Here is a 22,060-nt window from a genome sequence, read left to right as displayed (position 1 = left end):
CTCAGGACGTGCCGTCCAGGTAGGCGTCCGTCATCGCCTCCACGGCGTCCGGCCGGTGGAGGCCCAGGGCGTCCGCCGCCTCGCGCCAGTCGCCCTCGCGCAAGGCGCGCGCCAACAGCGGTCGGGCCCGGTCCGGTTCCAGGACCCGGGCGAGGGCGACCCGGACCCGGGTCCCGCCGCCGGGGAACGGGACGCCCTCGGCCAGGGCCTCGGCCGCCGTGGCCTCCCCGGCGGCCGCCAGGGCGCCCACGACCGGGCCGACCAGCCCTTCCCACTCCTCCGGCCCCACGCCGGCGACCGTCGCCACCCGCACGAACTCGCGGACCCCCGCGACATCACCCTCGCCCGCCGCGACGGCCGCGAGGGACGCCATCGTGCGCAGCGTCCCGCTCCGCGACCGCATCGTGCCCGCGAGCCGGTCGAGCTCCGCCCAGTCCCGCCGGGCCGCGGCCGCGCGGAGGCGCACGATCGTGGCGACGTCCCTCGCGTACGGGTGGAGCAGCGGGCGCGCGATCGCCTCGGCCCGGGCGTGGGCGCCCGCCGCGGCGAGCGCCTCCGCCAGCCCCAGCAGCGCCTCGTCCAGGGCGTTGGCCCCCGGCAGGCCGTCGACGGCGGCCTCCGCCCGGTCGGCGAGGCGCTCGGCCCACGCCAGGTCCCCGCCGACGGACGAGGCCCTCGCCACGAGGTCCGCCCAGCCCCTGACGTGGGCGACGGGGTCCGTCACCGTTCCCAGCAGGCTCTCGGCCCCGGCCCGGTCGAGCGCGGCGGCGATCCGGATCACCAGGTAGGGCGCCGTCTCCGGTTCCACGCGCGCGGAACGCGCCGCGTCGAGGGCGGCGGCCGCGAACACCTCGACGTGCCGTGGCCGCCCGGCGCGTGCGGCCGCACGGACGAGGGCGGTGAGCGCCGTGGCCCGCGTATCCGGCGGCGCCCCACGCAGGGCCCGGGTCACTGCCCCGTGTTCCCCCGCCCGGTAGAGCGCCTCGACCAACTCGGCCAGCACCTCGCCACGCGGGTGTTCCTCGACGAGCCGGGCGGCCACGGCGTCCGTCCGGCCCGCCAGGAGGCGGACGCGGGAGCGGGGGGCCCGGGGGCCGGCGCCGAAGCCGGCGCCGCGGGCACCACCGGGGTCGCCGGTGGGGACAGCGCCGGAGGCGGCTCCGAAGACGCCGCCGGGGTCGTTGCTCGGAGCAACACCCGGACCGACGTCCAGGGCAGCACCCGGACCGACGTCGGCGGAAGCGCCCGCGCCCGCGTCGACGCCGAGGGCAACACCCGGACCTGAGTCGGCGACAACCCCCGCGTCGACGTCGGGAACAACACCCGGACCGGCATCGGGAGCAGCATCCGCGTCGACGTCGGCGACTGCGCCAGGACCGGCGGAGAGCCCCCGGAGCAGCGCGGCCAGCGAGCGGCCCTCCTCCTCCGCGTCCCGCGCGGACCTCGCGTCCCGCTCCGCCTCGGCGGCCAGCTCGGCCGCCGTGCGGTGTTCGCCCGCCTCGGCCGCCGCCAGTGCCAGCTCGGCCAGCGCCTCCGCCCGGAGCGGCTGGGAGCGGAGGGTGCGGGCGGCGCTCGTGGCGCGGTCACGCAGGCCTTGCTCGCGCAGCGCACGCACCAGGACGCGCAGCGAGTGGTCCCGTGCGCCCGCGCCGTCCCCGTGGCCGACGAGCGCCTCCGCCCATGCGAGGTCCCCTTGCCGGACCGCCGCCGCGATCGAACGCCGCCTCGTCTCCTGCGCGTTGTATCCGGAGAGCGTGCGCAGCAGGGCCTCGGCGCGGTCGTGCGCGCCCGCGTGGACGAGTGCCTCCGTCAGGGCGCTGAGGGCGTGGGCCGCCCGGTAGGGGCCCTTCAGCGTGCGGGCCAGCGCCTCGGCCCGGTCGGCGAGCCGGCGTGCCTCCTCGGGGCCGGCCGCCGGGGCGGCGTTCCGTACCAGTGAGGTCCACGCCCGTACCCGGTTCTCGGCGTCCGGCTGCGCGTCGGCGAGCGCGCGGGCGCGGGCCCAGAGGCGGGCGGCGGAGGCGTGGAGATCGGGCGGGCCGGCCGCGGCGAGCGCCGCCAGCTGCTCCAGGCCGTGCATCCGCAGCATCGGTTCGGTCAGCCGGTCCACGAGGGCCTCCGCGCGGGCGTGGCTGCCGGCCCCGGCCAGGTGGAGGGCCAGGCCCTTCAGGATCCGCTGCGTGACGAACCCGTCGCCCGCCAGGGCGGCCGTCGCCTCGGCCGCCGCGTACTGTCCCGCCCTCGCCTGCGCCCCGGCCAGGGATTCGTAGGCGAAGGCCCGCGCCCTTGTGGTGAGGGACGCGGCGAGTCGTTCCGTGTCCGCGATGCGCCCTCGGTCGGCCCAGACCTCCGCCACCCGTCGCCACGCCGCCTCGCGCTGCTCGGGCCGCGCGTGTTCCTCGATGAGGTCCCGTAGCGGCGCGTCCCGTCCGGTGCGGGCGAGGGCCTCCGCCATGCCGAGGAGGGCCGCGTGGGGCAGGCCGGCTTCGGTGAGGGTGTCGGCCACCGCCTTCGCCCGCTCGACGAGCCCGGCCCCGGCGAGCACCGTGGCGAGTCGGACCAGCGCCTGGTCGCGCAGGTAGGCGTTCTCGACGCCCCGGACCGTCGTCCGGACGCGCTCCGCGAGCAGGAGGGCCGACTCGTCCTGCCCGGCGTCGGCCGCCCGCCGCACCAGGTCGGTCAGCGCTCCGGCCCGGGCACCGGCCTCCGGCACCGAACCCGCCAGGGCCCGGGCCCGGGGGAAGTCGCCGAGCACCGCCCACACGGCGGGCAGCGCCGTCGGCAGCGCCAGGTTCCGGGTGGAGAGCAGGCCGTGGTGGACGGCCAGCACCCCGAGGGTGCGCAGGTCCACAGGCTCCTGGGCGAGGACCGCGTCCTGCGCGGCGCCGATCTCGGCGAGCGCGGCGGCGTCCGCGCCGGTGCGGGCCAGCAGCCGGGCGTGGCGGGCGCGGTCCGTCGCGCAAGCGGACAGCTCGGTCGCCGGGCCGGCGTCGGCGAGCATCGCCGCGTACCCCCGCAGCAGGTAGTCGGGGGTCTCCGCCGGCCAGCCCCGCCCTCGGTAGGTGTCCGCCCAGGCGCGGAGCCGCTCCCGGTACGCATCGAGCCGCGGTTCCAGGAACCGTACGGCCGCGGCCTGGAGTTCCTCGTGGGCCAGGAGGTACCCGTCGGGGGCGCCGCGCCGGGTGAACGTACGGGCCGTCGCCGCCTCCAGCTGCTCGTCGACCCGCCACCGGTCGAGGCCCGTGAGCTCCGCGAGGTCCGCCGCCCGCAGCCCGCCGCCGGAGGCGGTGACGAGACCGAGCAGGTCCTGCTCGGCCGGGGAGCCGTGCAGCAGGCGTCTGAGCTCCCGCTCGGCGTCCCGGCGTACCACCTGGGCGTGCGGCGACGCGCCGAGGACCCGGACGACGGCGGCGCTCCGCAGCGGGTGGGCGTCGGGCACGTCGGCGGGGAGCGGCGGGTCCGGTCGGCCCGCGACGACGACCCGCAGTCCGTGCGGGGGCCGGACCGGCAGCAGCGCGGCGACGCTGTGCACGTCCGGCCCGGCGACCGCGCCGCGGTCCTCGTCGAGGCCGTCGACGAGGAGGACGAGCCGTTCGCCGCGGTCCCGGCACAGGGCCGCGGCGTCCGCGAGGAGGCCGGTCAGGTGCGGCCCTCGGGTGGCCTCGGACAGGTGCGCCGGAAGGGGCCGGTCGAGCAGGTCGGCCAGCTGCTCCAGTACGACGTCGGTGAATCCGGTCCGGTCGCCGTGGCCCGCGAAGCGGCCGGTGACGAAGAAGGGCACCACGCGGACGCCGGGCGGCGGGTGCAGGGCGAACCACGCCATCAGCGCGGACTTGCCCGCCCACGCGGGCGCCCGCCACCACAGGTACCCTCCGTCGCCGGGGCCGGTGCAGAACGCCGCGAGCGCGGCGAGCTCCGGCTGCCGGTCGAGGAGCTCGGGCGGGGCGATGGCCCGTACCTGGTGTGCGTAGGCGGAGCGGGCGGCGGGCGCCGCCGTGAGGAAGAGGTTCGTCTGGACGCCGCCGTCGCCGATCTGCACGCCGCGCGCGTGCGAGGCGTCGACGCGCACCTCGGCCGCCGGCCCGTGGACCCGCAGGGGGCCGCCGCCCGTGCCGCGCCCGGGCGGGTCGGACCCGGCGGCCGCGTCCGTGTCCGCGCGGGTCAAGAGAAGTGGTTCGTCTGGGTGTTGTGATCGCCGATCTGCACGCCCTTGGCCTGCTCGGCGTTCACCACGGGGCCGGCCCGTCGCGCCCCGGCCGCCTCGGCCCGCTCCAGCAGGAGCCGGGCGGCGGCGAGGACCCGTTCGTCGCGGTCGGCGCCCGTCTCCACGAGCCGCCCGCGCATCCGGGCCTCCCAGAGGCCCGGCTCGGTCTCCTCGGCCGCCGGCAGCTCCCGCGTCCCGGTGTCGTCGCCTGCCCCCTCCGGGGCGGCGCGGCGCCGGAGCGCGTCCCTGAGTCCCGCGTACGCGTCGCGGACGGCGGTCCCGGCGGACTCCGACACTCCCGCCGCCGCGCCGGTCGCCAGCGCCGCGAGGATCAGCTCGACACCTGTCACGCTCCCGCTCCCCTCCGGGTGGGCCCCGGCGGCCGCTCCCCCCGGCCCAACGACACCACCCCGCCACGGGGCACGGCGGGCGACCACCGGCCGGAGGCAACTTCGCGGGCGTCCCCGGCGTCCTTCTCCACAGCGGGGCACGCCCCGGCACGGCACCACCGGGCACTCGGCCGTGGCGGCCATCACGTACCAGGACAGGGAACGGGACAGACGATGAGCGACAAGGCTCGGATCCTCTTCGACGCGCTCGACCTCGACCAGGACGGCACCCTGACGCGTGCCGAGGTCATCGGCGCGCTGCGGGCCAAGGGCCCGACGCTCGCCGCCCGGGGAGTGATCCCGGTCTGGGGTGTGGGGGACGACGAGGCCGCGTCCGCGCTGTTCGACCAGGCCGACCAGAACGGCGACCGGGTGCTCAGCTTCGAGGAGTTCGCCACCCTGGTCGACCGCCGGTTCGGCTGGTGACGGACCTCAGGGGGTGGTCCGTACGGGGAAGCTGAAGGTGTGGCCCCGCTGCTTGAGCCACGGCAGCACCTGGTCCAGGGCGGCGACCGTCTGACCGCGGTCGCCGCCGCCGTCGTGGAAGAGGATCGTCGGGCCGTTGGGCAGCTCGTTCTTGACGGTGCGGACGATCGAGGCGGTACCGGGCCGCTCGAAGTCCTTCGTGTCGACGTTCCAGCCGAGCGGGCGCATGCCGGCCGCGGCGGCGATCCGGCGGCTGTCGGGGGTGAAGGCGCCGCCCGGTGCGCGGTAGTACTCGACCTTCGCGCCGCCGGCCGCGTCCTCGATCATCTTCTTCGCGTCGAGGATCTGGCGCTTCTGGTAGGCGACGGACTTCTTGTCCATCGCGGTGTCGTGGTCCATCGTGTGGTCGCAGAGCTTGTGGCCCTCGGCGACGATCCGCTTGACGAGGTGGGGGTGTTCCTGGGCCCGCGGTCCGACCATGCAGAACACGGCCTTGACGTCGTTCTCCTTGAGGATGTCGAGCATCTTCGGCGTCCAGCGCGGGTCGGGACCGTCGTCTATCGTGATGTTGACGGCCGTGCCGCCCGCCTCCGCGGCGTGCGCGATCCCCTCGGGCACCTTCTCCGGGCGCACCTGCGCCGGACCCTTGCCCTGCTCCTTGTCCCGCCCCACGGGCGCGTTCGCGCCCGGCGCGGCGCCCGCGCCGGCGGCCGCCTCGGGGTCCGTCAGCGCGGCGGCACCCCAGGCCGCCAGGCTGAGCCCGATCGCCGACGCCACCACGGCTATGTGCGTGGTGTACTTGCGCTTCTCTCCCATGGAATGCCCACTCCCCGTAGGTTCCTGACCGTATCCCAGAAGGGAGGACGGACGAGACGGCCGGAAGGTTTCACGCATATCGGACGCGAATGTCACACGTTCGTCATGACGCCCGGGGTGCCCCCGCCGACGCCGACGGCGGCTTCGGCGTGGTATGGGGATGCGGACATCTCGGCAGCTCGGGCCGGTCCTTGGTGCGGACGGCGGGCAGCCAGGCCGTCGCGGGCGCGCCCGCGACCGGGAGCCGGATGCGGAACCACACGGTGGACGTGAGGTCCTCCTCGTCGATCACGGGCAGCCCGTCCGGCAGCCGGCACTCCGCTTCGAGGACGTCGCCGTGCCACACCCTCGTCGGCACGACGTTCTGGGCGGTGTAGGGGCGCAGCGGGTCGATGGCCAGGCCGAGACTGCACTGGCGGTCGCGGTCCTTGCGTCCCTGGCAGCCCCGCTCGGCGTTGAACACGCGTATCGGGGACGGGCCTTCGGCACTCGGGCCGCCCGATCCACCACCCTCCCGGCCGGTGTACGCCCAGAGCGCGGCGCCCACCGCCGCGCACACGCCCACGGCGAGCAGCGCGCCGAACACCCGGGACCGCCCGCGCCCGTTCCGGGTGCGGTGCCCGCGCGGGGCGGGGCGGCCGGCGATCCGGTCGAGGAGGCTCTCGGCCGTGTGGGCGGCGCGGGCCTCGTGGCTGGGGGCGAGGCAGTCGGCGGCGAGGTCGCGCCAGAACGCGGGGACGGCGTTGTCCATACGTAACGGAGCGCGCCCTTCCGCGTACTCGCGTACGGCTGCGGTCCGTGCGGCCGGGGTCGCGCCGGGGAACGGCGAGGCGCCGGAGGCGAACACCTCGTGGATGACGATGCCGAGCGCCCAGACGTCGGCGCTGGGCCGTACCCGTACGCCCCGCTCGCCGAGCGGCTCCCGCCCGCGCTCGGGCGGGAGGTAGTCCAGCGTGCCCATCGGGGGCGTGTAGCCGTGGGTGCCGGTCAGTTCGATGGCGAAGCCGAAGTCCGACAGCTTCACCGAGCCGTCCCCGCCGATGAGGATGTTCTCGGGCTTGAGGTCGGTGTGCACCCAGCCCGCGCGGTGCAGATGGGCGAGGCCCTCGCAGATCCCGGCGATCAGCCGGGCCCCCTCCTCCTCGCTCACCCCGGCGTCGAGCAGTTCGCGCAGGCTGCACGTGGCCCGCTCCATGACCAGGACGATCGCGCCGTCCAGGGCGGGGTCCTCGCAGGCACCGAGGACGACGGAGTCCAGCAGTCGCACCAGACGGGGGTGCGCCGCCCTGCGCCCGAGTTCGACCTCGCGCGCGGCGGCCTCGGCGACGTCGCGGGCCTGGCGCGGTGCGAGCCCGGCCGTCGGCATGATCTTGAGCGCGACCTCCTCGGGCGCCCCGCCCCCGGGGTCGGCCGGCCGGGCCGCGTACACGGTCGCCCAGCCTCCGGATCCGATCGGCTCGGTGACGACCCAGTCGCCCACCCGGCAGCCCTCGGGCAGCGGTTCCGGCCGCCCGCTCCCCCACCAGACGGTCCGCTCGTCCACCCGCACCACGCCCCTACCGTCCCCGCTCGGCGGGTTCGGTGCCCGGCGGTAACAGCACGAGGTGCTCCTCGCGCACGATGCCGAACTTCAGGGCGAGGCCGACCACGGCCTCGCGCTTGCCGTTCCTGCGGTCCGTGCGGCCGGTGTCGGCCGCCCCGGGGACGCCGATCCTCAGCTTCTCGTCGGCGAGGTAGTCGATGTGCGAGCTCACCGCGCGGGCCGTCAGCCTCGCGCAGGCGGCGTGGCCGCGCAGCCGCTCGACGACCTGCGGGGTGGTGGGCACCGCCACGGGCGAGCGGTCGCGCAGCCACGGTTCACAGAGGGCGACGAGCACCAGGAAGTACGTGGCGGTCTCGTCCAGGGAGTACGCGGTGAGGGTGCGGCTCTCGCCGAGGCCGCCCATGCCGCGCGGGTCCATGTAGACGTGGTCCGGCGCGAACACCTGGAAGAAGACCGTGGTGTCGCGGCGGGTGGGCAGCACCACCCGGGAGAACTCGAACGGGATCGGCGCGCCCGCGCGGCGCGGCGGGACGCGCAGGTACTCGCCCGCGCCCTCCGGGTTCTCCACGAGATAGCTGTGGGTGGTGCTGTGGTTGCTGAGCTGCCAGTGGTCGTCGGTCGCCCTGATCTCGCCGGCCAGCCGGGAGATCGCCGCGTCGGCGAGGCGGAGCTCGACGGGCAGACTGGACGAGCCCCGGCCGAACCGGGCCCGCTGCCCGGGCCCGAGTCTCAGGGTCACCGCGTCGCCGCGGGCCTCCCCGTCCACGCCCCCGCCACTGCCTTGCGGCAGGTGGATGACAATCCCGCTCACCGCTCCCCCGTCCCGCGTGCCGACCACTGTCCGACACACCGAACGTTACCGGTTGCAACCGGTGATGCACCGAGTGGCATCGGCCACTTCGGCGCGCCTCCACACGGTCCACACGTGCGGGTTCTCCCGGCTCGTCCGGTTCGTGACGGAGTGTCAGGGAGCGGGTGCGCTCGACCGGAGCGTTGCGACCGCGCGGTCGCCGAACGCGGTCCACGGCAGCCAGCCTCCGCTGGGCCGGGCCTGGACGCGGGTGCGGATCCTTCCGTCGGTGGTGACCGCGAAGAGGTGGACGCGGCCGGTGGCGTCGGCTGCGGCGGACGGGGTCGCGACGAGGACGGCCCCCGGCTCGCCGAACTCCTCGGCGGCGGCCCACGGGCCACCGGAGGCGGTCTGCCAGCGGTGGTCGAGGCGGGCGCCGCCCGGAGCGAGCGCGAACGCCTCCAGCCTGCCGTCGGCGCCGGGGACGAGCAGCGGGGCCGCGGTGGACCAGCCGAACAGCGGCTGCCAGGCGTCCCAGCCGCCGCTGGGGACGGACTGGCGCCGGTGGAAGGAGCCCACGCCGGACGGGGCGACGGCGGCGACGGTCAGCCGGCCGCTGCCGTCCCGGGCCACCCGCGGCGCGTTGCCGGCGGCGGTGCCGAAGGCGCTCCAGGCGGACCAGCCGCCGTCGGCCGCCAGCTGCCACCGGTGGGTGAGCGCGGTGCCGCCGGGGGCGAGGAGGAACACCTCCAGGCGCCCGTCCGCGTTGGCGGCGACGACCGGCGGGGCGCCCGCGGGGCCGCCGAAGCCGGCGTCCCACGGGTCCCAGCCGGCCGAGCCGGGCGTCGCCTGCCTGCGGCGGGCGACGACGGCGCCGTCGGGGCTCAGCGCGAAGACCTCCAGTCGGCCGTCGGCGTTGCGGGCGACGGCGGGGGCCGCCGCGGCCGGGCCGCCGAACTCCTCCCAGTCCGACCAGGTGCCGTCGGTCCGCTGCACGCGGTGGTGCAGGTTGACGCCGCCGGGCGCGAGCGAGAAGACCTCCAGCCTGCCGTCGGCGTCGCGCCCGAGGGTGGGGACCGCCCCGGCGGGGCCGCCGAACTGCTCCCAGTCGGACCAGGTGCCGGCGGCCGGATCGAGCTGGACGCGCCGCAGCATCGAGCGGTCGCCCCCGTCGAGGGCGAACACGTTCAGCCGCCCGTCGACGTCGAGGGAGACGGCCGGGTTGTCCGGGCTCTGCCACGAGGGCGGGGTGGTCCGCCACTGGAGGGGCGCCAGGGAGAGGCCGTCGGCGAACCAGCCGGCCGCGCTCGCGTAGCGGTCGGTCCCGTCGGTGACGACCTCGACCGCGTGACCGGGCACATGGCCGGCGTAGCCGTCGAGGGTGAAGCGGAAGGGGTCCGGGGAGGCGAGGACGTCGGTGCCGTCGTAGCCGACCCGGGGGCCGATGAACAGGTAGTACCAGCCGTCCTGTTCGAGCACGAAGGGCGACTCGGTGACGGAGACCCCGGTGGACTCGGTGGTCTCGTCGGCGTACGCGACGGCGGGCTCGCTCCAGTGGACGAGGTCGTCGGAGCGGCGGTGGCACACGAGGTGCCGGCCGTCGGTGGCGGACACCTCCGTGTAGTACATGACCCAACGGCCGCCGATCCGGGTCACCATCGGGTCGCGGGCGGCGCGCCCCCGGAACAGGGGGCCGGACGGCAGGCGGGTCCAGGTGGACAGGTCGGGGGAGGTGGCGAGGTTGATCGCGGCCCCGTCCTTGCCGCCGGCCGCGTAGAACATCCAGTAGGTGCCGTCCGCCTCGATGACGTGCGGCGCCCAGAGGTGCTCCTCGCCGTGGTAGCCGGGGTCGAGGGTCAGGGCGTCGGCGTGGCCGGTCCAGGGCCCGTACGGGCCGGGGGCGGAGGCGTGGGCGAAGGCGGTCTCCGCCGCGCTGTCCGGGGAGTGGCCGGGTGCCGCGCTGTCGCCGACGATGCCGAACACGTGCCAGCGGCCGTCGGCCTCGATGAGGGTGTGGTCGTTGAGGTAGCGGCGGCGCCCGGGGGTGGAGGGGTCGTAGACGGGGGTGAAGGGGCCGGCGCCGATCCACCGGTGGGGCGGGATCGTGCCCGCGGCGGCCACGGCCGGGGCGAGGCCCGGGAGGGCGAGGGCGCCGACGGCGGTCGCCCGCAGCAGCCCGCGTCTGCTGATGGGGTGCATGGCTCTTCTCCTGATCGGCGGGACCCTGGGGGTCCCGCGGCCGGCCGGGCCGCGCAGGGCGGTCCCGGCCGGTCGCGGGGGTCAGTCGACGGCGGGGCCGGGGCCGTTGTTGAGCCAGGCCCAGTCGGACCACGTCGCGAAACCGGTCTGCCACTTGTGGTAGACCCCGGCGTGGCTGGTGCCGAACACCTCGATGCGGCCGTCGGCGTTGGTCGCGGCGGTGACCTCCGTACCGCCGCCGCCGTAGTTCTCCCACTGGCCGTAGGGGGCGTTGACCCCGGTCTGCCAGAGGTGCTGGGCGACGCTGCCGTTGATGGCGAAGACCTCGACCCGGCCGTCCGGCGAGCGTTCGCTGGTCAGCTGGGAGTCGGCGGGGCCGCCCGTCGGCTCCCAGTCGGACCAGCTCGTCGGGCTGGTCATGTACTTGTGGAAGACGCCGACCGGACCGGAGGCGAAGACCTCGATCCGCCCGTCCTGGTTGTGGTCGACGGTCAGGTCGCGCCCGCCGCCGCCGAAGTTCTCCCAGGCCGACCAGCCACCGTTGACCGCGGTCTGGTACTGGTGCTGGAAGACGTCGCCGTTGAGGGCGAAGACCTCCAGGCGTCCGTCGGGGGACTTCTCCACCTCGATGCGTCCGCCGGCCGGGCCGCCGCCGGTGGGCTCCCAGTCGGACCAGCCGCCGTTGGGCGCGGTCTGGTACTTGTGGAAGATCCCGACCGGGCCGGAGGCGAAGACCTCGATCCGCCCGTTGGCGTTCACACCGGCCGCGATGTCGCGCCCGCCGCCGCCGAAGGTCTCCCAGCCGGACCAGCCGCCGGAGGGCGCCAGCTGGTAGCGGTGCTGGAAGGTGTTCCCGTTGATCGCGAACATCTCCAGGCGTCCGTCCGCGTTCGGGGCGATCGCCAACTCGGCGCCGCCCGGGCCGCCCAGGGCCTCCCAGTCGGACCAGGCGCCGTTGACGCCCACCTGCCAGGCGTGGTGGACGCCGTCGGGGCCGGCCGCGAACGCTTCGAGGCGCCCGTCCGCCGAGCGGGCCGAGACCACCCGGCCGGACTCCGCCGGGTACACCACCGGGGCGGGCCCGGGGCCGGGGTGACCGAGGCGGTCCACCGCGGCGCGTGCCTCGTCCAGGTGCCGCCGGTGGACACCGGCGTTGTACGTGGACCAGGGCTGCCAGTTGGTGCCGCCGTTGGAGATGGTGAAGGCCGCGTTCGCGTTGCACTGCGCGTCGTAGGCGCAGGCGTCGTCGACCTCGGGGTGCCAGTAGTCGTTGATCTGCCACAGGCCGCGGTCGCGGGACGGGGGCGTGTTGTTGGTGACGTTGGTCGCCGACGGGTCGCAGCTGGACTCCGCGAGGGCGACGGCCACGGCGGTGACCAGGCCGTCGCCCCGGAATCCGGCGTTGTAGCCGACCTGGGCGCACAGGTCGCTGGAAGCGGCCTGTGCCGGAGAGGCGACGCCGGTCAGGATGCCCGCCGCGAGGAGCAGCGAGGCGAACGCCGACACGACGGTGCGATGGGGCGCCCTTCGGGAGCGCTGTCCGGTTCTCACCTGCTGGCTCCTCAATTGACCGCGGGACCGGGGCCGTTGTTGACCCACGCCCAGTCGGACCACGTCGTGTGCCCGGTCTGCCACTTGTGGTAGACGCCGGCCTGGCTGGTGCCGAACACCTCGATGCGGCCGTCGGCGTTGGTCGCGGCGGTGACCTCCGTACCGCCGCCACCGAAGTTCTCCCACTGGCCGTAGGGGGCGTTGACCCCGGTCTGCCAGAGGTGCTGGGCGACGCTGCCGTTGATGGCGAAGACCTCGACCCGGCCGTCGGCGGTGCGCTCGCTGGTCAGCTGGGAGTCGGCGGGGCCGCCGGTGGGCTCCCAGCCGGACCAGGTGGTGGGGCTGGTCTGGTACTTGTGGAAGACGCCGACCGGACCGGAGGCGAAGACCTCGATCCGCCCGTCCTGGTTGTGGTCGACGGTCAGGTCCCGGCCGCCGCCGCCGAAGTCCTCCCAGGCCGACCAGGCGCCGTTGACGGCCGTCTGGAAGAGGTGCTGGAAGGTGTTCCCGTTGAGGGCGAAGACCTCCAGGCGCCCGTCCGGGGCCTTCTCCATGTCCACCCGGGCGTCGGCGGGGCCACCGCCGGTGGGCTCCCATTCCGACCAGCCGCTGCTGGGCGCGGTCTGGTACTTGTGGAAGATCCCGACCGGGCCGGAGGCGAAGACCTCGATGCGGCCGTCGGCGTTGACCCCTGCGGCGATGTCGCGTCCGCCGCCGCCGAAGGTCTCCCAGCCGGACCAGCCGCCGGAGGGCGCCAGCTGGTAGCGGTGCTGGAAGGTGTTCCCGTTGATCGCGAACATCTCCAGGCGTCCGTCCGCGTTCGGGGCGATCGCCAGCTCGGCGCCGCCCGGGCCGCCCAGGGGCTCCCAGGCCGACCACTCGGCGTTCGCCTCCAGCTGCCAGGCGTGGTGCACGCCGTCGGCGCCGGCCGCGAACACTTCGAGCCGTCCGTCGGCGGAGCGGGCCGAGACCACCCGGCCGGACTCCGCCGGGTACATCAGGGGCCTGGGGTGCGGGACGCCGCCGGGGACGCAGGGCAGGGTCACACCGTGTTCGGCGAGGTAGATCTCGGGGTCGATGCCGTACGAGGTGGAGGTGTCGCCCCAGATCCGCAGGTGCAGGTGGACGCCCTGCGAGTCGCTGCCCTCGTTGCCCATCAGGGCGATCCGCTGGCCGGCCGTGACGTGCTCGCCGGCGGACACGAACCGCTGGTACATGTGCCCGTATTCGGAGATGCGCCCGTCGGGGTGGAGGATGCGGATCCACTGGCCGTAGCCGTCGGCGTATCCGGAGTGCGTCACCTCTCCGTCGCCGATGGCGTAGATGGGTGTGCCGAGGTCGTGGGCGATGTCCACGCCGTTGTGGCCGGGGTGATAGCCCTGGGTGACCTGTCCCTCGGCGGGACAGGCCGCGGTGTGGTCGGCGGGCCGGGCGGCCGGCTGGGCCGCGGCCGACGGGGTCACGAGGAGGCCGGGTGCGAGGGCCGCGGTCGCGGCGAGGAGGACGCGCAGGGCGCGCCGGGGAAGACCGAGCATCACGTGAGGCCCCCCGTCAGGCCTTGCGCAGGCGCGCGATGATGCCGTCGATGTCGCGCTGCATCATGTCGCGGCGGATGAAGTGGCCGCCGGGCAGCTCGTACGACTCGTGCGGGATGCGCGCGTTGTCGAGGGCGGCGCGGAACTCCCGCTGGCCCGCGAGGACCTGGGTCTCGTTGACGGTGTCGAACCAGTTGACCGGGTCGGGGCTGGTGCCGGCGACGAGGAAGACCCGCTTGTTGCGGTAGCTCTCGATGCGCTGCACCGGGTTGTCGGCGCTCACCCGGGCCTCGTCCCACAGCGGCGCGCCGTAGATGGTGCCGCCCCTGAGGTCCTGGTACGCGGAGGAGACGTTGGCCCAGTGGACGACGAGCCCGTTGTCCCGGCGGAGGCTGGCGGGGCCGGAGTGGGCGCTGACCGAGGCGAAGTGCCCGTAGTACTTGGCGGCGTACTTCAGCGCGCCGAAGCCTCCCATGGAGAATCCGGCGACGGCGCGGCCGTCGTACTCGGCGTAGGTACGGAAGTTGGCCTCGACCCACGGGAGGAGCTGGTTGATGTGGAAGTGCTCCCAGTTGCGGGGGCCTACGTTGGAGCTGACCGGGTTGGAGTACCAGCCGGCCTGGCCGCCGTCGGGCATGACCACGATGATCCCGCGTCCGGCCGTCCAGTCGCGGACGCCCTCGCGGTCGAAGGTGATGAAGTCCTGGCTCGTGCCGCCGCCGTGGAAGAGGTAGAGGACCGGGTAGGTCCGGCCGCTCCAGTGGTAGTCGTCCGGGAGCAGGACGTTGACGCCGGGGTTCCAGCCGATCGCGTCGGTCTGGAAGCGGTAGTACCACATGCGCGGGTCGCCCTCGTTGCGGTCCACGATGCGCAGACCGAAGCCGTCACCGGCCGCCGCGGCCGAGGACGCCGAGCCGAGCACGCCGCCGGCGCCGAGGGCCAGGGCGGCGGAGAGCCCGCCGGCGGACTTGAGGATGCTCCTGCGGGTGGGGTGGTGCGCGGTCAACGTGACCTCCAGGTAGACGCGACGGTACCGAGCGCTGGGCGATTGGACGGTAGCGGCGCTTTCCCGGGCGATGAATCCGGAACCTTACGGACTGACAAGGCGGGGCCGGTTGGGCTAGGGACGGTCCGGCCCCGGTCCGTGACGGCCCCGGGGGTCCTGGCGGTTCAGAGGCTGCCGGGGCCCAGGAGCCGTCGCAGGGCCTCGTGGCCGCGCCGGTCGTAGGGGTCGCGCAGGTCGAGGAAGACGACGTGGTGGGCGCCGTCGTGGGTGGACACGTCGAGGTGGCCGCTGGAGTGTGCGGGGCGCCGCCCCGTGGCCCGTTCGGCGGAGTCGATGTCGGCCGGGTCGAACGAGTGGGAGCCGAGGGTGATCCGTTCCCCCGGCAGGAGGAACCCGGGGTCCAGGTCGCGGAGGAACGCCTCCCGGGCGGCGTCCACCCGTCCCTCGGCCCGTTCGCGTACCGCCTGTTCGAAGGCCTCCCGCGCGGCCCGGTCCGTGGCTTCCCCCGTCATTCCCCCACCCGTCCTCGTGTCCGGCCTTCGTCGGCCCGTCAGCGCACGTGTGCCGCGATCCGCCGCGCGCACTCGATCGACTCGGTGCGCGTGGTGTCCACTTCCAGGTCGTACGTGACGCCCTCGTGCACCTGCCCGGCCTGAAGGGCGGCCATGCCGGGCGCCCGGTCCCCGCGGGCGGTCTCACGGCCCGCGGCGACCGTGGCGTCGCAGCGGACGCCGACCCACAGCACCTCCAGTCCTTCGAGGTGTTCGCGCCAGCGGCGCTGGGACTCGGCCCCGCCGAGGAAGACCTCGTCGACGACGATCCTGGCCCCGGCCCGGGCCATGACGGCGATGCCCTCGGTCCAGGCCGTCTCCAGCCGCCGGAACTCGGCCCCGACGTTCACCCCGCCGTCCGGGCCGATGTCCAGCCCCTCGTCGGACGCCTGCATCCGGGCGGGCAGGGCGTCGACGAACGAGTCGACGCCGAACGCCAGCCAGGGGTCGGGGAGGACTGCCTGGAGGCAGCGCACGATGCCTGACTTCCCTGCGCTGGAGCCGCCGTTGAGAATGATCATCTGAGTCGTCATCCGCGCCACGCTAGGCCCGGCGGCCCGATGGCGGGAAACGGATTTCGGCGCGCCGGGGCTCAGCTCCCGCCGAATCGGTGCACGTACGGCTCGACGCCGGGCCGGTGGGCGGGCCAGCCGGGGTCGCCGGTGGCGGTGAAGGCGGCCAGGGCTCCGCTGAACGCGCGGGCCAGCGCCCGGTCCTGGGCGTCGACCGGCCCGAGCATCGGCGCCGCGGCGTAGGCGTCGAGGCGGTCGAAGGCGAACGGCAGGTCGGCGCAGTGCGGCGCGCCGAGTCCGGGCACGGCGGTCGAGGCACGGGCGAAGCGGTAGACGTGGGCCGGTGTGCCGTGGGCGGCGCACTCCCGCGCGAGGGCGTCGACGCCCTCGCCGAACGCCGCCCGGGTGACGGCCGCGACCAGGTCGGCCGGGGCGTCGGGCCCGAGGAAGGCGGTGGCCTCGTGCGTGGTGCTGCCGACGAGGACGCCCTTGCCGGCGAGGGCACCGCGCGCGACGCCCGTCGGCCAGGCCTCCGGGTGTCCGAAGCCGCCGAGGACCGGGTACATCGGCGGGGCGGAGTCGCCCGGACGGGCGAGCTCGACGGCGACCCGTGCGTACGTGTCGAGGAGGTCGGCGGCCGGCACGTCCCGCAGCGACTTGGCGAGGTGTTCGTCGCGCTCGATGCCGAGCAGGGCGAGGAACCGGTCCGCCGCGTGGGCGGCGTCCTCGGGTGCCTGCGGGACCAGGCTCCAGGGGCCGCTCTGCAGGATCACCCGGTGGACGAGCGGACCGGTCGCCGGGTCGAGCGCGAGGGCGAGGGCGGAGTACGCGCCGGCGGACTGGCCGCCGACGGTGATCCGGTCCGGGTCGCCCCCGAAGGCCCCGACGGTGTCCCGTACCCAGCGCAGGGCGGCGGCCTGGTCGCGGGCGCCGAGGTTGTCCGCGCCGACCTCCGGCAGGTGGAGGTAGCCCAGCGGCCCGATCCGGTAGTTGGCGGTGACCACGACGATGTCCCCGGCGGCGGCCAGGCGGGCGCCGTCGTACCAGTCCCAGCCGCCGGATCCGCTGGCGAAACCGCCGCCGTGGAACCAGAGCAGGACCGGCCGCGGCCGGTCCGATCCGACGGCTCCGGCCGGTGTCCACACGTTGAGGTTGAGGCAGCCGTCCTCGTCCCAGTCCGGCGTCCGCGCGCCCATGACCGGCGCGAGCCGTCCGGGCCCCTGGGGCACGGAGGGCCCGGCCTCCGTCGCGTCGCGGACCCCCGGCCAGCCGGGGTGCGCGGCGGGCGCGCGGAAGCGCAGCCGCCCCACCGGTGGGGCGGCGTAGGGGATGCCGCGGAAGGCGGTCACCCCGCCGTCCGTCGTGCCCCGCAGGCTCCCCTGGCGGATCGCCAGAACCGTCGTGTTCCCGTTCGTGTCTTCCCTCGTCACCCGCCCAGTGTGCTACCTGGCGGACTCCGGTGCGGGACCCAGGACCCGGTCCAGGTAGGCGTTGGCGAAGACCCCGGTCGGGTCGACCTCGTCCCGTACGGCGGTGAAGTCGTCGAAGCGCTCGTAGCGGGTGCGCAGCGTGGCGGCGTCCAGCTGGTGCATCTTGCCCCAGTGGGGGCGGCCGCCGAAGGAGCCGAGGATGTCCTCGCAGGCCCCGAAGTACCGCTCGTGGGGCATGCGGTGGTACTGGTGGAAGGCGATGTAGCAGCTCTCGCGCCCGTGCGCGGTGGAGAGCCAGATGTCGTCGGGCGCGGCGAAGCGGACCTCCAGCGGGAACGACACGCGCTCGCCGCTGCGGTCGACCCAGCGCTTGATCTCCCGCAGCGCGTCGACGGCCGCCTCCCGGGGGATGGCGAACTCGCCCTCGTGGAACCGTACGTCGCGGACCGAGGCGAAGATCTTGTACGACAGGTCGGTCCACTCGCGTGCGGACATGGCCCGGGCGGCGAACCGCGTGAGGGGCGGGACGAGCGCCGGGAAGCGGGTGCCGAGCCGGTTGAGCAGGTCGAAGCCGGTGCCGCTGACGGTCTCGTCGAGGCGCCGGGAGAAGTCCCCGATCGGGGTCAGCGGGGTGTCGCCCGGCAGCCGGCGGAAGCTGCGGGTCAGCGTGGTCCCGCTGTGCGGGAACCAGAAGAACTCGAAGTGGTCGTTGGCGTCGGCCAGTTCGTGGACGCGGGCCAGGGTCTCCTCGACCGGCCGCGTCTCGTCCCGGGCGTGCAGCGCGAACAGCGGGACGCACTGGAGGGTCACCCGGGTGAGGATGCCGAGGGCGCCGATGCCGACGCGGGCGGCGGCGAAGAGTTCGGGCCGCTCCTCGGCCGAGCAGGTGACGAGGGTGCCGTCCGCGAGGACCAGCTCCAGCGCCCGCACCTGGGTCGCGATGCCCCCGAAGCGGGTGCCGCTGCCGTGGGTGCCGGTGGAGATGGCGCCGGAGACGGTCTGCCGGTCGATGTCGCCGAGGATCTCCATCGCGAGTCCGTGCTCGGCGAGGAGCGGGTTGAGCCGCCACAGCGGCATGCCCGCACCTACCGTGACCAGGCCCGTCGTGCGGTCCACCGACTCCAGCGCGGCCAGCCCGTCCAGCCGCAGCTGGACGTCGGGGGCGACGGCGACGGGGCTGAAGGAGTGGCCCGCCCCGACGGCCTTCACCCGGCTCCCGCCGCGTGCCGCGGCGGCCACCGCTGCCGCCACCTCGCCGGCGTCGGCGGGGCGCACCACCCGTACCGGGGTGGCGTGTTCGCTGCCCGACCAGTTGCTCCACGTGCCCGCCACGTTCGTCATGCCCGGGGTCCTCTCGCAGGGATCGGCGGTCCGCGCCGTACCGGGCGCGGTCGACGGAAGACTGAACTCGGTCAGTTGTCCAAGTCAAGCGTCCTGAAGCATTGACTTGGACGGGTGACCGAGAGATGGTGACGCCCCAGCAGGACCGAAGACGCCCGTCCTCAGACAGGGGGAGCAGCCTTGCCGGCCACCACCGCCATCCGTGCCGCCGCCGCGCCGATGTCCTTCGAGGAGCTGCGCCGCGCGACGGCCGAGCTCAGCCCGCCCTTCGCCGTGGTCGACCTGGGGGCGCTGCACGCCAACGCCACCGGGATGGCCCGCCGCGCCGGGGGCAAGCCCATCCGCCTGGCCAGCAAGTCGCTGCGCTGCCGCCCGCTGATCGAGCAGGTCCTGCGGATGCCGGGCTTCTCCGGCGTCCTCGCGTTCACGCTGCCCGAGGCGCTGTGGCTGGCGCGCACCGCCGACGAGGCCGTGGGCGACATCCTGGTCGGCTACCCGTGCGCCGACCCGGCCCCGCTGCGCGCCCTCGCGGCCGACGAGCGGGCCGCCGCCCGGGTCACGATCATGATCGACTCGCTGGAGCACCTCGACCTGCTGGACTCGGTGCTCGGCGCGGACGGCCCGGCCGTACGGGTCTGCCTCGACCTGGACGCCTCGCTGCGGCTCCTCGGCGGCCGGGTCCACCTGGGCATGCGCCGTTCGCCGCTGCACAGCCCCGACGCCGCCGCGGCGCTGGCCCGGGCCGTCGTGGCGCGCCCGCGGCTGCGGCTCGTCGGCGTCATGTCGTACGAGGGTCAGATCGCCGGGGTCGGCGACGCCCAGCCGGGCTCGCCGCTCACCCGCTCGGCGCTGCGGTTCGTCCAGCGGACGTCGGCGCGGGAGCTGCGCCGACGGCGGGCGGCGGCGGTGCGGTCCGTGCGGGACGTCGCCCCGCTGGAGTTCGTCAACGGCGGCGGGACCGGCAGCCTGGAGGCGACCTCGGCGGAGCCGGCGATCACCGAGCTGGGGGCCGGGTCCGGCATCTACTCCCCCGCGCTCTTCGACCACTACCGCGCCTTCCGGCCGCTGCCCGCCGCCTACTTCGCCCTCGACGTGGTCCGGCGGCCCGCGCCCCGGCACGTGACGGTGCTCGGTGGCGGCTGGACCGCCTCGGGCCCGGCCGGCACCGACCGCCTGCCGGTGCCGGTGTGGCCGGCGGGGCTGCGGATGCTGGCCCAGGAGGGTGCCGGCGAGGTCCAGACCCCGCTCGTCGGGGACGCCGCGGACGGCCTGCGGCTCGGGGACCGGGTCTGGTTCCGCCACGCGAAGGCCGGGGAGCTGTGCGAGCGGGTGGACCGGCTCCACCTCGTCGAGGAGGGCCGGATCGTGGACGTCGTGCCCACCTACCGGGGCGAGGGCCACGCCTTCCTGTGACGCATGGGGCGTCCGGGCGCTCTCCCGCCCGCCCGGACGCCACCGCCGCCCTCGGGGTAGCGTGCTCCGACACCCCTCTCACCTCCGGGAGTTCCCATGAGCCGCCGATCGGCCGACGAGCGTCGCGAGCAGCTGATCGACGCGGCGATCCGGGTCATGATCCGCGACGGCGTGGCGAAGGCGACCACGCGTGCCGTCGTCGCCGAGGCGGGGCTGCCGCTCGGCGCGTTCCACTACTGCTTCCGCGCCAAGGAGCAGCTGCTCCACAGCGTCATCGAGCGGATCATGCTGCGGGCCCTCGACCCGCCGGCCGCGCCGGTCCCGGAGGGCCTGCCGGTCGACGAGGTGGTCCGGGGCACCCTGCGCGCCTACTGGGAGCGGGTCCGGCGGAACCCGGACGAGCACCTCCTGACGTACGAGCTGACCCAGTACGCGCTGCGCAAGCCGGGCCTCGCCGACGTGGCCCGCGGCCAGTACCGGCACTACACCGAGGTCAGCCTGCGCCAGCTGGAGACCATCGCGCGCCGCTCGGGCGCCGAGTGGACCCTGCCGCTGCCCGTCCTCACCCGGTACGGGCTGAGCGCGCTGGACGGGCTGACCCTCAACTGGCTGATCGACCGTGACGACGAGGCGGCCTCGGCGGCGCTCGACATGTACGCGGACCACCTGGTCACGCTGCTCCGGCCGGTCGCGGAACCGGCGGCCGCCGTCTGACCCGTGTGGCAGGGTCGGAGTCGGCCGTACCACCCCGACTCTGGAGCCGCACGTGCACACGCTGAGCCACGCCGACGTCAAGACCGCCGCCGACCGGATCGCCGGACACGTCCGTCCCGTCACGATCGCCCCCGGGGACGCCGACGGGGTGTCGTTCGCGCTCGAACTCATGCAGCACACCGGTTCCTTCAAGGCGCGCGGCGCGCTGAACTTCCTGCTCGCCCACCGCGAGGCCGGGACCCTGCCGGCGGCCGGGGTCACGATCGCCTCCGGCGGGAACGCGGGGCTCGCCTGCGCGTGGGCCGCACGCGGGCAGGACGTGCCCGCGACGGTGTTCCTGCCCACCACGGCCCCCGGTGTGAAGGTCGGGCGGCTGCGCGGCTACGGCGCCGACGTCCGGCTCGTCGGCAGCGAGTACGCCGAGGCCCTCGCCGCGTGCGACGCGTTCGCGGCGGAGACCGGCGCGCTGGCCTCGCACGCGTACGACCACCCGCTGATCGCCGCGGGCGCGGGCACCCTCCTGGAGGAGATCCAGCGGGGTCTGCCCGGCCTCGACACGGTGGTGGTCTCGGTCGGCGGCGGCGGGCTCTTCGCCGGGATCGCGACCGCCGCCCGGGCGCACGGCGTCCGGGTGGTCGCGGTCGAGCCGGAGAACTGCCGGGCGCTGCACGCGGCGCTGGAGGCCGGCCGCCCGGTCGACGTCACCGTCGACTCGGTCGCCGCGGACTCGCTGGGTGCCCGCCGGGCCTCCGCGGCGGCCCTGGACGCGGCCCGCCAGGACCACGTCCGCGCGGTCCTGGTGAGCGACGCCGACATCGTGCGGGCCCGCCGAGCCCTGTGGGACGACCGCCGCCTCGTGGTCGAGCACGCCGCCGCCACGGCCCACGCCGCCCTGGGCGCGGCCTACCGCCCGGAGCCCGGCGAGCGGGTCTGCGTCGTCCTCTGCGGCTCGAACACCGACCCGTCCGACCTGGTGGCCCCGCGGCGGTAGGCGCCCCCGGGCGTCACTCGAAGCGTGCCGGGTCGCCCGCTCCGCGCCGTACGATCTCGGCCTCTCCGCTGGAGAAGTCGACGACCGTCGTGGGCTCGGTGCCGCAGTCGCCGGAGTCCACCACGGCGTCGAGGACGTGGTCGAGCCGCTCCTTGATCTCCCAGCCCTGGGTCAGCGGCTCGTCCTCGTCGGGCAGGAGCAGGGTGCTGGACACCAGGGGCTCGCCGAGCTCGGCGAGCAGGGCGCGGGTCACGTTGTGGTCGGGGATGCGGACGCCGACGGTCTTCTTCTTGGGGTGCATCAGGCGGCGCGGGACCTCCCGGGTGGCCGGGAGGATGAAGGTGTAGCTGCCCGGGGTGGCCGCCTTGATCGCCCGGAACACGTCGTTGTCGACCTGCACGAACTGGCCCAGCTGCGCGAAGTTCTCGCACACCAGGGTGAAGTGGTGCCGGTCGTCGAGGTGCCGGATCGACTTGATGCGCTCCACCGCGTCGTGGTTGCCGAGCCGGCAGCCCAGCGCGAAGCAGGAGTCGGTGGGGTACGCGATGAGGGCGCCGGCCCGGAGGCTGTCGACCACGGTGCCGATGGTGCGGGCCTGCGGGGTCTGCGGATGAACGTCGAAGTACTTCGCCATCGTCCGACCCTACGGGAA

The 22,060-nt window shown here is 75.3% G+C and carries 18 protein-coding genes; 4 read left to right on the top strand and 14 right to left on the bottom strand.

From position 1 onward, the window contains the following. Position 1: 1 nt before the first annotated feature. Positions 2 to 4,162 (bottom strand): hypothetical protein, encoded by a 4,161-nt coding sequence (locus OG309_RS33665; protein ID WP_329426731.1) that lies wholly within the window; start codon positions 4,160 to 4,162, stop codon positions 2 to 4. Beyond that, complete coding sequence (locus OG309_RS33660; RefSeq protein WP_329426730.1) at positions 4,159 to 4,551, bottom strand: hypothetical protein; 393 nt, start codon at positions 4,549 to 4,551, stop codon at positions 4,159 to 4,161. The genes OG309_RS33665 and OG309_RS33660 overlap by 4 nt, the downstream gene beginning before the upstream one ends. Positions 4,552 to 4,764: 213 nt before the next feature. On the opposite strand from OG309_RS33660, the gene OG309_RS33655 reads away from it, so the two are divergent. After that, the gene (locus tag OG309_RS33655) at positions 4,765 to 5,016 is read left to right on the top strand and encodes an EF-hand domain-containing protein (RefSeq protein ID WP_329426729.1); all 252 of its coding nucleotides are present in this window, start codon (positions 4,765 to 4,767) and stop codon (positions 5,014 to 5,016) included. Between the two features lie 6 nt (positions 5,017 to 5,022). Here the strand turns inward: OG309_RS33655 and OG309_RS33650 are convergent, their stop codons facing one another. From OG309_RS33650 to OG309_RS33600, 11 genes are all read right to left on the bottom strand, one after another. After that, positions 5,023 to 5,832, bottom strand: a complete 810-nt coding sequence (locus tag OG309_RS33650; RefSeq protein ID WP_329426727.1) for a polysaccharide deacetylase family protein — start codon at positions 5,830 to 5,832, stop codon at positions 5,023 to 5,025. A 103-nt stretch (positions 5,833 to 5,935) separates the two neighbouring features. Further along, the gene (locus OG309_RS33645; RefSeq protein WP_402543901.1) at positions 5,936 to 7,384 is read right to left on the bottom strand and encodes a serine/threonine-protein kinase; all 1,449 of its coding nucleotides are present in this window, start codon (positions 7,382 to 7,384) and stop codon (positions 5,936 to 5,938) included. 4 nt (positions 7,385 to 7,388) lie between these two features. After that, positions 7,389 to 8,186, bottom strand: a complete 798-nt coding sequence (locus OG309_RS33640) for a serine/threonine protein kinase (protein WP_329426725.1) — start codon at positions 8,184 to 8,186, stop codon at positions 7,389 to 7,391. A 153-nt stretch (positions 8,187 to 8,339) separates the two neighbouring features. Next, complete coding sequence (locus OG309_RS33635) at positions 8,340 to 10,364, bottom strand: family 43 glycosylhydrolase (RefSeq protein ID WP_329426723.1); 2,025 nt, start codon at positions 10,362 to 10,364, stop codon at positions 8,340 to 8,342. 81 nt (positions 10,365 to 10,445) lie between these two features. Further along, positions 10,446 to 11,915: a hypothetical protein gene (locus OG309_RS33630; RefSeq protein ID WP_329426721.1), complete on the bottom strand. Its 1,470-nt coding sequence runs from the start codon at positions 11,913 to 11,915 to the stop codon at positions 10,446 to 10,448. Between the two features lie 11 nt (positions 11,916 to 11,926). Further along, positions 11,927 to 13,453 (bottom strand): peptidoglycan DD-metalloendopeptidase family protein, encoded by a 1,527-nt coding sequence (locus OG309_RS33625; RefSeq protein WP_329426719.1) that lies wholly within the window; start codon positions 13,451 to 13,453, stop codon positions 11,927 to 11,929. A gap of 13 nt (positions 13,454 to 13,466) precedes the next feature. Beyond that, positions 13,467 to 14,456, bottom strand: a complete 990-nt coding sequence (locus OG309_RS33620) for an alpha/beta hydrolase (RefSeq protein ID WP_329426717.1) — start codon at positions 14,454 to 14,456, stop codon at positions 13,467 to 13,469. 164 nt (positions 14,457 to 14,620) lie between these two features. Then, positions 14,621 to 14,968, bottom strand: coding sequence for a hypothetical protein (locus OG309_RS33615; protein ID WP_329426716.1), 348 nt, complete (start codon positions 14,966 to 14,968; stop codon positions 14,621 to 14,623). Between the two features lie 38 nt (positions 14,969 to 15,006). Next, positions 15,007 to 15,540 (bottom strand): chloramphenicol phosphotransferase CPT, encoded by a 534-nt coding sequence (gene cpt / locus OG309_RS33610; RefSeq protein WP_329426714.1) that lies wholly within the window; start codon positions 15,538 to 15,540, stop codon positions 15,007 to 15,009. Positions 15,541 to 15,599: 59 nt separating this feature from the next. After that, positions 15,600 to 16,949: a carboxylesterase/lipase family protein gene (locus OG309_RS33605; RefSeq protein ID WP_329426712.1), complete on the bottom strand. Its 1,350-nt coding sequence runs from the start codon at positions 16,947 to 16,949 to the stop codon at positions 15,600 to 15,602. Between the two features lie 12 nt (positions 16,950 to 16,961). Then, a complete protein-coding gene (locus OG309_RS33600) occupies positions 16,962 to 18,290 on the bottom strand; it encodes a D-arabinono-1,4-lactone oxidase (protein ID WP_329426711.1) in 1,329 nt (442 codons plus the stop codon). Positions 18,291 to 18,470: 180 nt separating this feature from the next. Between OG309_RS33600 and OG309_RS33595 the strand changes: the two genes are divergently transcribed. The 3 genes from OG309_RS33595 (at position 18,471) to OG309_RS33585 (ending at position 21,408) form a co-directional block, all read left to right on the top strand. Further along, positions 18,471 to 19,703: an alanine racemase gene (locus OG309_RS33595; protein WP_402543907.1), complete on the top strand. Its 1,233-nt coding sequence runs from the start codon at positions 18,471 to 18,473 to the stop codon at positions 19,701 to 19,703. Between the two features lie 96 nt (positions 19,704 to 19,799). Then, positions 19,800 to 20,417: a TetR/AcrR family transcriptional regulator gene (locus tag OG309_RS33590; protein WP_329426710.1), complete on the top strand. Its 618-nt coding sequence runs from the start codon at positions 19,800 to 19,802 to the stop codon at positions 20,415 to 20,417. Positions 20,418 to 20,469: 52 nt separating this feature from the next. Next, positions 20,470 to 21,408, top strand: coding sequence for a serine/threonine dehydratase (locus OG309_RS33585; RefSeq protein ID WP_329426708.1), 939 nt, complete (start codon positions 20,470 to 20,472; stop codon positions 21,406 to 21,408). 13 nt (positions 21,409 to 21,421) lie between these two features. Here OG309_RS33585 and OG309_RS33580 read toward each other — a convergent pair whose 3' ends face one another. Further along, positions 21,422 to 22,042 carry an L-threonylcarbamoyladenylate synthase gene (locus OG309_RS33580; protein ID WP_329426707.1) on the bottom strand — a complete coding sequence of 207 codons (621 nt, stop codon included), beginning with the start codon at positions 22,040 to 22,042 and terminating at the stop codon, positions 21,422 to 21,424. Positions 22,043 to 22,060: the final 18 nt, after the last annotated feature.

This window comes from Streptomyces sp. NBC_01268, from assembly GCF_036240795.1.
Taxonomy (GTDB): Bacteria; Actinomycetota; Actinomycetes; order Streptomycetales; family Streptomycetaceae; genus Streptomyces.
This window is presented reverse-complemented; position numbering and strand designations above follow the sequence as displayed.

Excerpts from the sequence above, each read along its gene's own strand:
- OG309_RS33655 (WP_329426729.1), top strand. The coding sequence starts at position 4,765 with ATGAGCGACAAGGCTCGGATCCTCTTCGACGCGCTCGACCTCGACCAG.
- OG309_RS33650 (WP_329426727.1), bottom strand. The coding sequence starts at position 5,832 with ATGGGAGAGAAGCGCAAGTACACCACGCACATAGCCGTGGTGGCGTCG.
- OG309_RS33580 (WP_329426707.1), bottom strand. The coding sequence starts at position 22,042 with ATGGCGAAGTACTTCGACGTTCATCCGCAGACCCCGCAGGCCCGCACC.
- OG309_RS33600 (WP_329426711.1), bottom strand. The coding sequence starts at position 18,290 with ATGACGAACGTGGCGGGCACGTGGAGCAACTGGTCGGGCAGCGAACAC.
- cpt (WP_329426714.1), bottom strand. The coding sequence starts at position 15,540 with ATGACGACTCAGATGATCATTCTCAACGGCGGCTCCAGCGCAGGGAAG.
- OG309_RS33635 (WP_329426723.1), bottom strand. The coding sequence starts at position 10,364 with ATGCACCCCATCAGCAGACGCGGGCTGCTGCGGGCGACCGCCGTCGGC.
- OG309_RS33615 (WP_329426716.1), bottom strand. The coding sequence starts at position 14,968 with ATGACGGGGGAAGCCACGGACCGGGCCGCGCGGGAGGCCTTCGAACAG.
- OG309_RS33590 (WP_329426710.1), top strand. The coding sequence starts at position 19,800 with ATGAGCCGCCGATCGGCCGACGAGCGTCGCGAGCAGCTGATCGACGCG.